This window comes from Fibrobacter sp. UWB1 (assembly GCF_002210325.1).
GTDB lineage: Bacteria > Fibrobacterota > Fibrobacteria > Fibrobacterales > Fibrobacteraceae > Fibrobacter.
Map to the genome: position 1 here is coordinate 74,831 of NZ_MWQL01000015.1, position 16,184 is coordinate 91,014.

The window sequence follows — 16,184 nt, forward strand, 5'->3', positions numbered from 1 at the left end:
GAAGGAGTCAAATATGTCTCAGGAACCCAATATTTGGTATGTTCGCGGTACAATCCACAATGCGGACGGATCCGTCTTCTACAATCAAGGCCGAATTATGGCATACCATGTAATTCCTCAGAGTGGATGGGAATGGATTGCGGAAGCTGACATTGATTCCAATACAGGTGCTTTTGAACTTGAGTTTCACACAAGCAATTTTCAAAAGCTGGATTTTCCGCCTATTGATCTTCCTAAGTTACAAATTCGCGTAACTGATTATGGCAATAATCCTTTGTGGATTTCTGACATCTATACAGCCCCTACGGCAGAAATGAATGTCGGCGATATCGTAGTCAATGGTGGAGCTAATGAGGTATGGAATGTCTGCGGCATAATTTGCGACTCGGACAATTCCCCATATACGGTAGGCAGTATCAAGGTTTTTGACGTCCGGAACGAAGTTGAAAATGAACTTGGTTCATGTCAGTTAAATCAGGAAGGCTTTTATTCTGTCAATTATACGACTGGCATGTTCCAGCAAGGGGATACATCTATTGAAAGGCCAAATTTACTTGTCCGAGTATATTCATCCGATGAATCTGTTGTGCAAAGTATTGAAGGGCCGAATGTAGCTACGAATTTTGAAATTATTAATATTGAGGTGCCCGCTCAAGAATCCGGTGGCGATTCCGGTTCTTCGTCGGATTGCGATTGCAAGATATACGGCACAATTAAAAATACACTGAATTATCCGTTAAAAGACAATATTGAAGTTGCCGCATTTTGCCTGTATTATCAAGAGGGGGAGAATGGTTCGTTTGTAAAGGTAATGCTGGGTTCCCCTGTTGTACCGGATGCTTATGGCTATTATGAAATAAAATACAGTTCGTCTAAAATTCCTGCAGGGCTGAAGCTTGACAGCAATGTTGCCTACGGAAAAGATAAGGCTTCTCTCTTCGCAGAAATTCATTATACTGAGGGTGGAACTGGACCATCCAGCAACCTTCCACGAAGTTTTTATTCTGCTCCGCTTGTATTTAACGGTCAATCCTCTCAAGAAATCAATTTTGTTCTTGACCTTGAATCAAGTTGCCGCAATAAGTCAGAATTTGAGAAAATTGATGAATTGCTGAACATTTACTATCAAACGGTAATCGCGTATGACAAAACGATTTTGACGGAGCCACATGACAGAATTGCCGAATTCTTGGACGATGTGACGCGTTTGCCTTTGGTTGTTGGTCGCGAAAATTTAGATGAACAAAAAGTTCGTGCGTATTTCAAAGCTTTCCAAATGGCTCATGAAATGCTCTTTGTGAATGTCCTTGACGAAAACAACATTCCTTTGGCTTTGGCTGCGCAATACCTTTATTCTCTTATTCTGAACAATAAGATTGCAGATATATCCTCATTAATTGCTTTGGGATTAGACAAGTGCATAGGGCTTGTAAATGCCGCCCTTGCTGATAATGTTATCAGTTCTACTCTGTCGGCTGAAGAATTTGACGAAAAAATATGGAAAAAATTGCAGACTTCCAAGGAAGTCGTTACAAGACAAGATGACCAACTGTCTCCATTGACATTCTTCTATTTGTTACTGGCAAAGGAATATTGGTTTGGTTCGACGAACAAAAAGCCCAGTCTTCCATTATTAAATGAAAATAGTACAGATACTAATGATATCATTTTCCGAGCAAAGTTGTATGCGCTAGTAAATACGTTTGAGGATTCAGACTGCAATTATCATGAGATGGTGCGTATAGTTGAGAAAAATGGACTTTCCTATGTTTATAAACTTGCGAATGGAACTGAACTTTTACAGTCAATTTCTGAAGAAGATGTTGAAAATTTGAAATTACTGGTTGAAATCCGTGATTTCTGTGACGGGTGCGCTGATTTAATTTTTGGTCTTTATAATGTAATCAAAACATACGCGATTTGTCTCGATCAAAGTAACCAATCATGGATAAAAAAACTTGAAGATATTTTTGAACTTGAAAATGAATTTAGGATCGATCATACACTTAGAAAAGACGATGATGAAACATATTTCTGGGGTTATGTCATTAATCAAACAAAAAACCATTACAAAGCTTGGTGTACAAAGGCTCCGCTGGATTTGCCATCCGATTATTTCCCAGGAACAACTGCTGATGAACAGACGCAGATTGCCCTTCGTACATTAAAAAACAGGCTTAGGAAAAAATTTCCTCAAAAGAATTTGACTAATGTCCTTACAGAGAAATTCCCGATTATTCCGAATCCGTATTCTAATATACCGGAAGAAAAATTAACAAAAGAACAAATACATGAAATAAACGAGATAAATGAACAAAATGCTTGGTCTAATCTAATAGCAAAATTGGCGAATGATGCTGCATGGGCTAATTTTGACTTAAACAGTTCCGATTTGGAACTGTTCCTGAATGCGTCTGCTGATGCCCATGAAGAGGATGGCAGCATCCCAAAGGCGGAAGCTAGTGAAGATGAATTTAATAAGATAAAAGCCTTGCAGAGATTATTTAGGTTGACGAATAATCAAGAGGCCGTTGCCTATCTCATCAAGAATGATTTTGATTCTGCGGCCAAAATAGCGCTTATTGATGAAGAACAATTTGTGGCTGAGCACGGGCTTGGCATGGGCGATAAGGAGCTCGCGACCAACATTCATCGTCTTGCCAAGAATTTTGTTGCCAATGCGACTCTCGATGTTGAACGTTATCATGGCAGTCTAAATGAATCTGGGGACAGTATTCTGTCAATTCCACGTGGATTCCAGAGAAATGAGGGTGAAGAAGTCGATCCCAATATCGCCGGCGAGCCAAGTGGAAACGAAGGTCCTTCCGGAATGAGAGGCGTCTTGCGCGGCTCATCTTCAAATTCAAGTAATGTTGCCAAGCAAAGGTTGCAGAACAAGGACTATGCCAACTGGAAAACCTTGTTTAAGAATCTCAATCGTAATCCGGGAACTCAAAACCAGTCTATTTTGAGTCCGTCGGCGTATTTGTTGGATTTGTTGGAATTCTTGAAGCAGGGACATGCTTACAATCGATTTGTTGAACGCCGTCCCGATATATTGAAATTGAATATGACCAAGGCGAATGCCGAGGTTTCGCTCCCGACAATAGATTTGGCTATTGAACTTTTAGAAAGCCTGGTCTCTAAAGAAAGTAAGAGATACGACGATATCGTTGTTCCCTTCTGCAATCAAACTCCAGATGATGCCACTGTAGAAAATTTGAGGGCGAATCCATGTCCTTGGTACAAAGGTGAAGATGGTGAAGACAATTCGGGATCGGTTATAGAAACTGCGGCCATGGCTGCTCTAGGGAATAAATGCTACCCGATGCTTTTGCTCAAGAACTTTGACAGGGTGCGTGCTTCGGGTATTTTGGAAAACCTTTCTCTTGATTTTGTATCCTTGTCAAGAAAACTTCACGATGATCTGGGTGAAAATATTTCCATCCTGTTGAATGGCTATGCTCCGGAATACCTTTCTAATGATGCAAGTACATACACAAAAGATGTCTGGGAGCTGTGGGGGCTTAACTACGATGGTAACGAAGAATTGTTCTTCCCAGATAAATCAAGGCGGGTGAAAGGTGAAGGGGCGTTGTCTTCTGTGAATCCGGATGTGGGAAAATGGTTCAATGTCCTGAGCTATTTAGCCTTTGTCCTTGATCGTGCTCAATTGACTTATGACGAATTTGTGGAAATTTTCAATTCATCCGTATTTCAGGCGTGCACCGGAGTGTCGGTGAATGCCGATTCCGTATTGTACCAGCTTGCCGATGTCAACGGATACACTATTGAATTTGAAAATGATGACGCCGAAAACAGTAAGAAAAAGGAATTTTACTTTAAACTATCTGTTTTTGTCCGTCGTCGCGCCGCATTGGGCTGGAGTGTTGATGAAGTTGCAAGAACATGGGAATGTGATGTTGCTGAACTCGCCTCTATTCAGGAATTGAAAACTCGGCTTGGTGTGACAGCCCTTGAGGCTGGGCTTCTTTTGGGGAAATGTGTCCTCGGCAGTGATGAGTTGAAAAAACTTTTTCCGATAGATTCACTTTTCTCTACTAATCTCATGGACGCTTCCGTGCAGGAGGCGGGAAATGCCAGAAATCTCAATGTTCTCTGTTACCAAGTGGCGGCCGCAGCCAAGGCCTGTCTCGGAATGGATCCGCAGGATGCCATACTTGTCCTGCAAAACTTTGGGATAACGAATGAAAACTCGATACCGTCCCAAATTGACAATATGTACGACGTGCTGGAGGAAAATTTAAGGGTTCTCTACACGTACAATATTTGGATAACCAAGAATAATCTTTCTGTAGAAGATTTTCTCTTCTTGCATGGCGTCGGGTTCCCAATCGCATTTGAAAATCGCGAATTATGTAATAGCGCTATTGATGAACTGGAGGTTTTGCGCAAATCCTCGCTGTCGATTGATGATTTAAAAACGATCTTGGATCCAGAATTGATGAGTGCTGAAGAAGCTATCGCTTTTGCTCACGAATTAAATTCTGCTGTACAGGAGTCGCTGGATGAATGTAAAGTCCAAGAAAAGGAACTTTTGCCGCCTATTCCAAATACGGATGGTTCTCAACAGGGAAATTCTTCTGATGATAATAGTACGACAGATTACGATTATGATACGGCGATTCTTGGTCTTTTGAAAACGTTAGGTAGGGAAGATGCAGAAGAAGTGTTCGGTGAATGGAAAGATCCTTCATCAAATATTTCTGAAGAATGTTTTAGTGGTCTATTCCGGTATATTTCCTTTGATGATGCAATACTTGTTGATTGGTACGGTTCCTATGAATCGTGGACGACAATGATTAATAGCGAAGAGTGCTTCTATGATGCGCTTCGTCTAGAACTTGCCGCCGAGCGGACTTTGACGTTTATTGCAGAAAAATTCTCGATGTCGTCAGATGTCGTAGCGGAACTTTTCTCCAAGTTGAAGAACGAAAATTGCGATGATTTTGCAGAATGGTTAAATATCGCCTTGGACGAGCCGACGGAAATGTCGCAGAAAAATCTTTGCGACCGTATTGCTCGTTGCGCGGCCCTGTACCAATTTACACAGACAGTAGAACTTGGATTTGAGTGGGACTGGAATGCCCTTGGAGTACTGAACGATAAATACGATTCGTTCAAGAGCGTCCTTTATGCCTTTGCCGCATCTTCACAAATTATGGGGGATGTCTACAAGTATGGTGAATTGGATGCTTTGACAAGCGAAAATGATCATATCCAAATTTCAGATGAGGCTTTTGATGATCTTGTTCAAGAAGCCGGTTCTGCTTCTGAATCAGGTCCGTTTGTGTGGTGTATTTTTGCTGATTTGCTCCAACTCTACAGGAAAACAAACTCCCTGCCAAGTGACTTGAAAAATTTGCTTCAGTTTGCGGCATCAGGAACGTATTCTGGCTATGTCGATAAATTGGAAAGCAATCTGAAACTTGTCCGCACAAATTCAGAATGGAACAAGTTCGTTCAAGGCGTGCATGATAAAGTCCGCCAGTCAAAACGTAATGCTCTTGCTGCGGTTGTGTGTCATGAATCGCAGATGCCGAACACGGCTGCATATTACCCTGTTGTTTTTGTTGACGAGAATGACATTTATTCCTATTACCTGTTCGACGTGAAGATGGAGCCAGACATGGCGATTTCTCGAACCGTCCAGGCTGTATCTTGTATTCAGCTATACGTGCAGCGTGCATTGATGGGCCTTGAGGGTGGCTACACACTGAACGATACCCAAAAAGAACAGTGGGAATGGATGAAAAACTATCAGGTATGGGTTGCAAACCGCAAGGTGTTCCTGTACCCGGAAAACTGGATAGACGGTGACTTGCGCGAAGACAAGACTCCCTTCTTCAAGGATCTTGAAGACCGCCTTGCCGAAATTGGTAATGATCAGGATGCTCTGACTGACGCCCTCGGCGATTACTTGAAAAAGGTCACGGACACTTCCGAGATCGATATTGTGGGTGCGTGTAAACAGGATGGCGGTGTACATGCTGGAACACTTTATACGTTGCATATTATTGGTTGTACTCGTGGCGAGCCCCATTCCTATTATTATCGCACCTACGAGGCTACAGCTCTTTATGGCGGAAGTTGGACTCCATGGGAGGAAGTGCCCATAGAAATTGATGGGGCGGCCATTCAGCCGGCAATCCTTGGTGGGCACCTGCACATTTTGTGGTTGCAGGTGGTACAAGGACAGAGGCAGAAGAAAACCGGGGAATCTGGTGGACAACAGGCTGCCGTGACCGTTGAACACTATGCCGAAATAAAGCTTAAATGGGCTAGTTATACCGGAACGAAATGGACCGGCGTGAAGGTCGGAAAACAGGCTGTGTACGATGTGTCCGAAAATCAGCTTGACTTTATTTTGGGTGAAAACGAAACTCTTGCCAATAGATATTTCTTGTTTGATATTTCAGATAATTCTGAATGTTTAACGTTACTGCTGTGGAGGACTTTCTCTAACTTTGTTGATACTCCCAAAACGTATGCCGTTGGAATTGCTGGGAATAGTTCTGATCCCAATAATGCTTCCACGTATGTGTTGAAAACGGATACACGACGAGAATACAAATCAGGACAGAGAATTGTTGATATTGGCAAGTTCACATTGTCTGTGGATGGGTTCGATGTCGCGGAATCAATGGCGAAACTGTACAGGCCTGAAATGGGCGAACCTCTTGAAAATCATAGCCCCTTCAAATGTTCGTTAATAGGGAATATCTTCCATTGTAATGCTGGCGAACTTGTGTTGCAAGATGGAACGGAAATTTTTGGTAATACGCGAGGTCCTTTCAAGCTGCTCTCAGTTAATATGAGCTTTCTTTATCAGGCTGATGCCCCATTTTTCTACATGGATTCTCAGGGTACGTACTTGATTCGTACAGTTTCCGGTGATGGTGGTGCAGGGGCTAACAGTGTTCCCAACTATCATGTAGAAATGATTTCTAATCCGCAGGCGAACGAATTCCGTAGACGTTTCCTGTACGGGGGAACAAAATGGCTCTATTCTCGCGAGACGGAGGCTTTGCCTGTTTCCGATAGCTATTACTATTCGTATTCCTACTACAATTACTATTTCAGCGTATACCTCGGCTATTACACGGCTGGTGACTGGCAGGCATGGGACTTGTCCCAGACGCTTTTTGAACATAATTACTTGCCGGGATCATCCGTTGCAGAACCTTTCCCGTCGTCGATGGTGGACTTTAACTGGGGCGCGTCCTCGTCTATTTACAACTGGGAACTGTTCTTCTTTGTGCCGATGCTTTTGGCAGATAAGATGCTTGCAGAGCAGAATTATGCCGCTGCACTTGAATGGATGCAACTTGTATTTGACCCGCGTATAGGTCTTTCCAGTTACGAAAAAACAAAGAGATTTGTACGAGCGCTTCCGAAGGGGGCGAAATATTGGAAATTCCTGCCGTTCTTTGCAAATCAGGATGCAGACAAATCCATTCTTGTTGATTTGTCGTTCCCGTCGCCACACGATGCATTGCCGGATTATCAATCGTTACAATTGTTGATCGACCGTTGGAAAAATGATCCATTTGACCCTCAAATGATTGCTCGCTATAGGCCTGTTGCCTATCAGAAATATGTGGTGATGAAATATCTTGATGCTCTCATTGGCTGGGGCGACCAGCTGTTTACACAAGATACCACGGAATCGGTAAACCTTGCCGTACAGATGTACATTCTTGCGGCTGAAATCCTTGGTCCGAAAAGCGCCGAGGTTCCCGGTCCAAAGAATAGCACTGCGTATAGTGTGAAAAAATTGCTCAATTATGGTAATGGTGTGCTGAACAATGCCTTTGTTACCTATGAGGATACGATTCTTTCCGGTCGTTATCGCGAAAAGGAAACCCCGCAGAGACTGTTGCCCGGCAATACGATGCAGTTGGCGCACACTACGGGCATGATGTTCTACTTCAATGTGCCTCGCAACGAAACGTTGATGGGCTATTGGGACACCGTGGCAGACCGACTGTACAAGATTCGTAATAGCCTCAACATTGAAGGTGTCAAACGGACACTCGCTCTGTTCGCGCCGCCGATAGACCCGGCCATGCTCGTGAAGGCTAAAGCGAACGGTGTTTCTATTAGCGATGCCCTTGCAGACGCATCGTCTGCGCTGCCGTATTACCGCTTCAAGGTGATGGTAGCGAAGGCGATAGAGATTGTTCGCGATGTGCAGCGCGTTGGTCAAGAACTGATGGATGCCATCGAGAAGATTGACGCTGAATCGTTAGCCTTGCTCCGCGTAACGCATGAAAAGACGGCGCTTACCTTGCAGAGGACCCTCACGGAACTCGACATAACCGAACTTGAAAAAGAGCTGGAGGCGGTCGAGACGGAAGAAGAGAACCTGCAGGCGGAACAGGAGCAGCAGACGACGTTCTTCAAGAAGTCTGAACAGGAAATCCAGTACGAAAAGGCCATGGAAAAGGTCAAAAAAGTACAAGAAACTGTCGAAAACATGAAGAAAGCTGCTTCTGTTGCTTACAAGATTCCTGATCTAGGCGTGGGAGCAATCCTTAATGGCTTGGGCGGCCCGTCCTTTGATTCAATTTCTATGGGCGGAACCAAGATTGCGGAAAATCTTGTTAATGCGGCAGAGGGGTACGCCTCACAGTTTGCGCAAAAACAAGTGGGCGCGGCGCTCAAGAAGGTTCTTGGCGAACAGGCTCGCGTTGAACAATCTTGGGAAATACAGAAGACCGCCAAGGCGAACCAGATTAAGAACGTGCAGAAGAAAAAGACCACTGCCGAGATTAAGATCGACTACGCCAAGAAGCTGCTCGAGAACTATGAGCGCGAAATCGAGCTCAAGGACGAGATGTACGAACACCTTTCAGAAAAGTACACGAACAAGGATTTGTATACATGGCTGAAAAAAGAAACAGGCTCTGTGTACAAAACACTGTTCCAGCTTGCCGCGAAGGTTGCCCGTAAGGCGGAAAAGTGTTATCATTTCGAGATAGGCGACACCGATGAAAATCCCAAGACAGCAAAGACCTTTATCAAGGGCTGTGGCGTCTATTGGGACGGCCTGCATAGCGGATTGCTCGCAGGCGAGAAACTGCTAGCCGATTTGCATGCGATGGAAGTGGCATATCTTGAGAATGACAAGAATGAGCTAGAAATAACCAAAGATATTTACCTTGATGAGCTAATAGATTTAAATAATGATTGTAATTTTTTGGAATCCTTAAATTCTTTAGAAAAGGAAGTTCAGAATTTCCGAATTGAAATTTCTAAGGATGCTTTTGATTTCACGCACTATTTTGGAAGAATCCGCGATGTTCAAATACAAATAATTTTGAAACAACCTTCAAGTCACCGCAATGTAAGCGCTGAGTTATCTTTAACAAGTAATAAGCTTTGGTTAAACGATAATGATTTCGTTGAAAATCGCATAGGCGTACAAACTATAGCAACAAGTAAAGCCCATTTACACATAAACCAATTTGATCTTAAGTTTTCTAATGATAAGTATTGTCCTTTTGAGGGGGCTGGGATAGATTCAACTTGGTCATTGTCAATACCAGGTATTAATGGAAGTGAGATATTCAACATTATTATTTCTATAAAATACACAGCAAGAAAGGGTGCTTAATATGAAAAATAAATTATTTGTTCTATCTTGTTTTTTGCTTAATATTTGTTTGTTCTCATGTGGCGATGATTCTTCCGAACAAAATCCGCTTTCTCCTATTCTATCGTCTTCGACGAATAAGAATTCATCAAGTTCTGGTATAGTCTCTTCCTCTTCAGCGGAGGCTCCTTCAAGCTCCGAATTTGCTTCATCAAATTCGGAAGCAACCTCATCAAGTTTGACGGTGATATCATCAAGTTCAGGAGCGGTATCTTCAAGTTCGAATAAGAATTCATCAAGTTCTGGTATAGTCTCTTCCTCTTCAGCGGAGGCTCCTTCAAGCTCCGAATTTGCTTCATCAAATTCGGAAGCAACCTCATCAAGTTTGACGGTGATATCATCAAGTTCAGGAGCGGTATCTTCAAGTTCGAATAAGAATTCATCAAGTTCTGGTATAGTCTCTTCCTCTTCAGCGGAGGCTCCTTCAAGCTCCGAATTTGCTTCATCAAATTCGGAAGCAACCTCATCAAGTTTGACGGTGATATCATCAAGTTCAGGAGCGGTATCTTCAAGTTCGAATAAGAATTCATCAAGTTCTGGTATAGTCTCTTCCTCTTCAGCGGAGGCTCCTTCAAGCTCCGAATTCGCTTCATCAAATTCGGAAGCAACCTCATCAAGTTTGACGGTGATATCATCAAGCTCCGTGGCGGTTACATCTAGTTCTGAAAGAATTTCGTCAGAAATCTATAACTGTGGAGAGCATAATTGTGTCACTACAAAACATTTAAACCCAGACATTGAATATGGTGAATATTTGGATACTCGCGACAATCAGGTATATAGAACCGTGCAAATAGGTTCCCAAGTATGGATGGCTCAAAATTTAAATTACGCATCGATTAAAAGTCGTTGTTATCGTGATACAATTGAAAGATGCTCAATTGTTGGACGATTATACATATGGGATGATGCTATCACTGCTTGCCCTGAAGGATGGCATCTACCTGATTCAACAGAATATAATCGGTTAGTAGATTATGTCACAAAAGAACGACCAAATAATTCAGTTATAGAAATTCTTAGTTCTAAAAGTAATAGCAAAGTATCTTATATTCCGTATGACTTCTTTGGCTATAGTGTGGTACATGGTTCTGGTTATTGGGGTGGGAAAAGTCGAGGCTATGATGAAGGGAATTTATATCATGGATATACATATTTTTGGATTGCCTCTGAGTCTATTCAAACTGCTTACCCTGCAGAGTCATATGCTCGTACAAGAGTTTTTCGTGCGGGCAATACTGATGTTTTTGGTAAAGCAACAATGCCCAAAGAAAATGCGTATTCTGTTCGTTGTATAAAGGATTAATTATTTATCCAAGAGGAAAGAACATGGCAGATATAGATCAAACTGATGATTTGGACAATGGAACCATTGCAACGCCATTATCCAATCCATACGAAAAGATAAAGTGCAGTTTTACGGCAAAGGATTTGAAGAATCCTGTTTTAACTAAACGTCTCATATATGAAAATGATGACTTGAAACGAAAAGTGACTCAACTTGAACAGACTGAAAGGAATTATCATCAACAGAAAGAAATTATTGCACGCTATAAAGAGCGTGAGAAAAGAAATTGGGTCTATGAAGTATTTAAGAATTTTTTTATGACAATATCAGGTGTTTTTTTTGGATTAACTACGCATGATTTTTCTAAAGATAATCCTTTTAATTTACCAATGCTAGTTCTTGGATTAGTCATATTGATAGGGGCGATTCTTTCCTATTATTTGCCAGACATAAGAAAAAAAGAGGAGGCATAGTATGGATTTGTCTATAAGAGCAATTCGTGATGCAGGAAGTAAGGAATTGGAACGAATCGTGTTAAGGGTTCGTGAAGATTGTAATGTGGGAGATTTCCTGATAATGGATACAACTTATAACGGCGAACATATTTCAAATAAGTTGCGAAATACTTATTGGTTCCCCGATAAGGATGTAAAAAAAGGCGATCTTGTCATTTTATATACAAAAAAAGGTAAGATTAGTGAAAAAATAAATATTTCGGGACATACAAGTCATTTCTTTTATTGGAACTTGGAAAAAACAGTATGGAATAAAGATGAAGATTGCGCTGTTTTGTTTTCGATAAGTGAATACGAAACAAAGGAACGTTAAATGTTATAAAAGTTGAGGGACCAACTTATGCCTAAAACAATTTTCTTTTGGCCAGATGTTTACAAGGAACAGGGACACTGGCTGCCTACGCTTAAGTGGGCAGAAGACCTGTCCAAGTTAGGACATTCCATAAAGTATATGGGAATTCTTGACTGCAAAGGGGTTGTGGATGCGTACCCAATAAAAGACTCAAACGACACGTTGGTGCCTATCCCGTTTTCTCCAATATTTCAGAATACGTATCCTTTAGGTTATACGACCGAGTGCCATACAAGTCCAAATGAACGGTGGCGTCCAGATCATATTTGGGCTATCGCTTATAGCGCTCTCGGTGCTGATTTGGTAAATTACAAGGATAAGTTAAATAAGAATTTGTATGAAGACGCACAAAATTTTCGAGCTGCGATGACATCTGTCAATCCGGATTTACTTGTTTCGGGGTACTTTACTTCACTAGAAAGTTTGCTTATCCATAAGATTTACGGAGTAAACGTTGTTATCTCCACGACTTATCTTCGTCATCCAAGTGAAGACCCGGCTATGCGTGCTATCCAGAACCTGATGGCCTTTTCACCGACGGAATACTTCAAGCTGGTAAACCTTTGTAGGTATGGGAATCTCAAAGCTGCCTTGGCTGCAGGGGAAGATTCGGTTGACCTGCTGCAAGATCCCGAAGTAGAAATGGAAGAATTTGTCTCGGATCTGGAGACTTTTGACGAGTTGATACCGTGTCCGCGAGATTACGAATATGCCCATTACAACCCTGGCGAAAAAGTCCACTATGTGGAACCTTGCATTTTGGATAGGGATTTGGGTAGCAATGATTCCTCCCTATTTGACGACTTGATAGAAGATACCATAGAAGAAAATGAGCCTACAGAAAATAAGGAAAAAATCATTTTCGTAACAGCAGGTTCACAGGTGTTGGACTACGAGGGGAAAGCCCGCCATCTATTCCATTGCATGTGTGAAGCGATGAAATCTGCTGAATTGAGCGGGTATCATTTGATTATAGGAATGGGCAAAAAACTTGTCGATGATTATGAATGGGACGAGTTCAGAACGATGTCCAACATTACTTTCGCAGATTGGGTCCCACAACGTCGGATTTTAAAAGCGGATAATTTGGAATTCGCGCTGATTCACGGAGGTCTTGCCACAATCAAGGAATGCGTTTACAACAATAAGAAGTTCCTGATTCTCCCTTTGGGCAAAGACCAAATAGATAACGCGCTGCGCCTGCGCAAATACGGAATCAATAATACGCTCCCCATTGAAAAAATCAGTCCAAAAGTTTTGATTGACGCAATTGTCAAATTGAAATCGGATAGAAAATCACGGCGGAATCTGAAAAAATTGAGTGATGTGTTCCAGAGTGTTGAAACAGAAAGCCCGGGAACACAGGTGCTGTTGGATAATTTGAACACTGCGCAACCGTAAATTATTACCGAATTTCAATGAGGGAAGAAATGAAAAAGGACGATGAGAAAACGATAAAGAGAGTTGTTCGCTACATAGAAGACGAAGAAATTAATCTTCAGAATAAAGACTATCTTAATACGAAAGTATACGCAAAAACGTTGAAGACGACTATAGATTCCTTATCGGGGAATAAGTCCTATACGGTTGGCCTTTTTGGTGGGTGGGGAACGGGAAAATCCTCCATAATTAATACTGTAAAAGATGCCTACAAGAAAGAGAATCGTCATGATGTTGCTTTTGTAACGTACGATGCGTGGCAGTATGTCAATGATTCGTTTAGAAGAATGTTCTTGCTTAAAATGCAACAAGAATTAAAATACGATCAGACTGATTTGATGAGGAAGTTCTATATAAACGAATCTCAGAAAGTTGACTATAAATATACTTTTTCTCTGAAAAAACTTTCTATTATGTTTTTTATTCTGCTGGCTATTGCATGTGTTCTTGTTTTTTCTGATGTAATAGATTATAAGGCGAAAATTGGGATTGCTGCGGCTTGCTCTATTGCAAATATTTCAATTTTAATGTGTTTTAGGTCGTTTGAAAAATTTGATATTTCAATTACTAAGCCGTATTTGTTTGCTCCTGAGCAGTTTCAGGAATGCTTTTCAGAAATTATAAACGCGTGTTTTTCTTCAGATACTATAAAAAAGGTTATGAACTTTTTGAGAATTGGGAATGGTAGTGCCCGTGGTCTAAAAAAGTTGGTAATTGTATTTGATAATATTGACCGGTGCCATCATGATTTGGCTTATTCTTTGCTAACTGATATAAAAACATTCTTGGCTCCAATAAATAAGAACGTTATTTTTGTAATCCCGGTTGATGATGTAGCCCTTAAAAAGAATTTTAAAGATGAAATGTGTTCAGAAGATAAGGAAAAAGAAGAGTTTTTGCGAAAGTTCTTTAATACCGTGATTCGCATAAAACCATATGCAGAAATGGATATGTTTGAATTTGCGAAGAATGTAGCGAGCGAAAATAAGTTAAATCTCAAGCCCGAAACATTGTATTTCGCCTCAATAGCCTATTCAAAAAATCCTAGGCGTATTATCCAACTATACAATAATTTAGAAGCGGAAAAGTTGAATTACGAAGAATCGTTTGCAAATAAATTTGAATCGCAAATATGTGCTCTCCTTATAATAAGGGAGGACTATCCTGAATGTTATCGGAGTATTTTGCGTAATCCTCAAATTTTGCTGGACGAAAATTTTCGAGATGTGGGCAAACAGGAAGAAAATCAGTTTCTTCGAATTGTCACACCGTCTTTTAAAAGAGTTCCGTTAGAAGCGTTGTCTAAAACTTTATCTCATACGGAATTGTATTTTACTTCATTGAATCCTGATTTGAAAGAGGCTTTGGATAAATTTGATGATAAATATTTGACTGAAAATAAGGAAAAATATGTTGACTCAAAATCCAAAATTGTCGACTACTTAAATCATACATTGGATAAGTATGTTCGCAATAATGTGGATGCCGCTATCGTCTCATCGTTTGAATTTTACTCTAAAATTTATGAAATGATTGGCCTGAAAAACGAATGGAAACGATTTGATGACTTGTTTGAAAGGGTTGGATATGTGGAAATATACAGAGGGCTAACGAAATCTGCTGCTATATGCAAGTTCATTGATTTCCTGACGTTGGATAATCCGTCGTATCCGAATGCGCAAGAAAAGTTTATAGATTATCTTCTTGGTGAAAAAGAACCTGTGCCGGAATTTGGCGATGGACAGTATTTGTGTTGCCATTCGGAAAAGATGCTCAAGAAATTGTCCGAAAAACTTTTGGCTCAATATAACAACTTTAATAGTTGGAACGAACTGGAACCGATTCATTTCAAATATTTGGTGACGAATGAAATATTATCGTTATTTGTAAATGAGGTCTCTTCATTAGATCATAATGACCCAAAGTTGTCCAGGTGCATTATAATTATTTCGAGGAAAAGGGGTGTAACGAAAGAATGTTATGTCACCTTCTTTGAGAAGATGTTGAATCTTTTAAATGCGAAAAAAACAATAGAGAACCACATCATGATGATTGGTGATGTTGTTTTGGTGATAAAAAATAAGGCGAAAGAGGACTTCCCAGAGCTACAAGCTCTCCAGACATCATTTCAAATGATTGACCAAACTTTTGTTCAACGATTGGCTCCAAATAACAATAAAACTTTGTTAAGCGATTGGAAATCTCAAAAACAGATTGATTCCTTATGTGAATATTTGTACGAAAGAATGAAGCTTTTTGGAGAATCAAATTATATTTCAAAAATTGTGAATGACTTGTTGGCGGATTTTTCGCCTAATGTGGTCTCTCTCTATAGTCGTTTGATTGATGAAGGTTGCGTTGTGACCGCATCGATGGCTGATGTTATTGCTGTTTTGAATGATTTTTCAAATAGAGAACAGCTGAATATATTAAGATACGCTGCCTTATATCAAGAAAATCATGGTGAAAATGGCGATACTGTGAAATATATGCATAGCGATTCTGTAATTGCAAAAATTCCGGCTTTATTTAACTATTTGGCTCAAGACGAAGTTGTTGACTTAATCTGCGAACTAGATAAAATTCCTGTGTATGCCGAAATAGTTAAAAATCAATTTAGTCAAAGAAATGATATCGAAATAACGGGAAAATTGGTTCCTCTGGCTTTGAATGATTTTACGAAAGAAAGGCTGGATCAGTATAAGGGGAATTATGAATTCCTGCAATTTGTATTAAAACAAGGGCGCGAAGACCAGAAACGTCTCGTAGCAAACATTTTGCTTGATAATGTTCATGCGGGATTGTTTTTAGATCAAACATTTGATGTGATTGAAAAGACGTTCAAGTCAATAAGTGGTAACGTATATTTTCTTTCGCAAATTCCTCTAAGGGGGTAAAAAAATAGGATGT

General features: G+C 40.7%; 6 protein-coding genes. All 6 read left to right on the plus strand.

Annotated elements, in window-relative coordinates:
* Nucleotides 1–13: 13 nt before the first annotated feature.
* Genes B7988_RS11570 through B7988_RS11595 form a run of 6 tightly spaced genes read left to right on the plus strand, consistent with a single transcriptional unit; the run spans nt 14 to nt 16,171 of the window.
* Nucleotides 14–9,640, plus strand: coding sequence for a neuraminidase-like domain-containing protein (locus tag B7988_RS11570; protein WP_088658030.1), 9,627 nt, complete (start codon nt 14–16; stop codon nt 9,638–9,640).
* A gap of 1 nt (nt 9,641) precedes the next feature.
* Complete coding sequence (locus tag B7988_RS11575) at nt 9,642–10,985, plus strand: FISUMP domain-containing protein (protein WP_088658031.1); 1,344 nt, start codon at nt 9,642–9,644, stop codon at nt 10,983–10,985.
* Nucleotides 10,986–11,008: 23 nt separating this feature from the next.
* Entirely contained in the window at nt 11,009–11,440 is a 432-nt protein-coding gene (locus B7988_RS11580; protein WP_088658032.1) for a hypothetical protein, read from the plus strand.
* A 1-nt stretch (nt 11,441) separates the two neighbouring features.
* Nucleotides 11,442–11,795: a hypothetical protein gene (locus tag B7988_RS11585; protein ID WP_088658033.1), complete on the plus strand. Its 354-nt coding sequence runs from the start codon at nt 11,442–11,444 to the stop codon at nt 11,793–11,795.
* Nucleotides 11,796–11,822: 27 nt separating this feature from the next.
* Nucleotides 11,823–13,235, plus strand: a complete 1,413-nt coding sequence (locus tag B7988_RS11590; protein ID WP_088658034.1) for a glycosyltransferase — start codon at nt 11,823–11,825, stop codon at nt 13,233–13,235.
* A gap of 29 nt (nt 13,236–13,264) precedes the next feature.
* Nucleotides 13,265–16,171 (plus strand): P-loop NTPase fold protein, encoded by a 2,907-nt coding sequence (locus B7988_RS11595; protein ID WP_170930645.1) that lies wholly within the window; start codon nt 13,265–13,267, stop codon nt 16,169–16,171.
* The last annotated feature ends 13 nt before the right edge of the window (nt 16,172–16,184 follow it).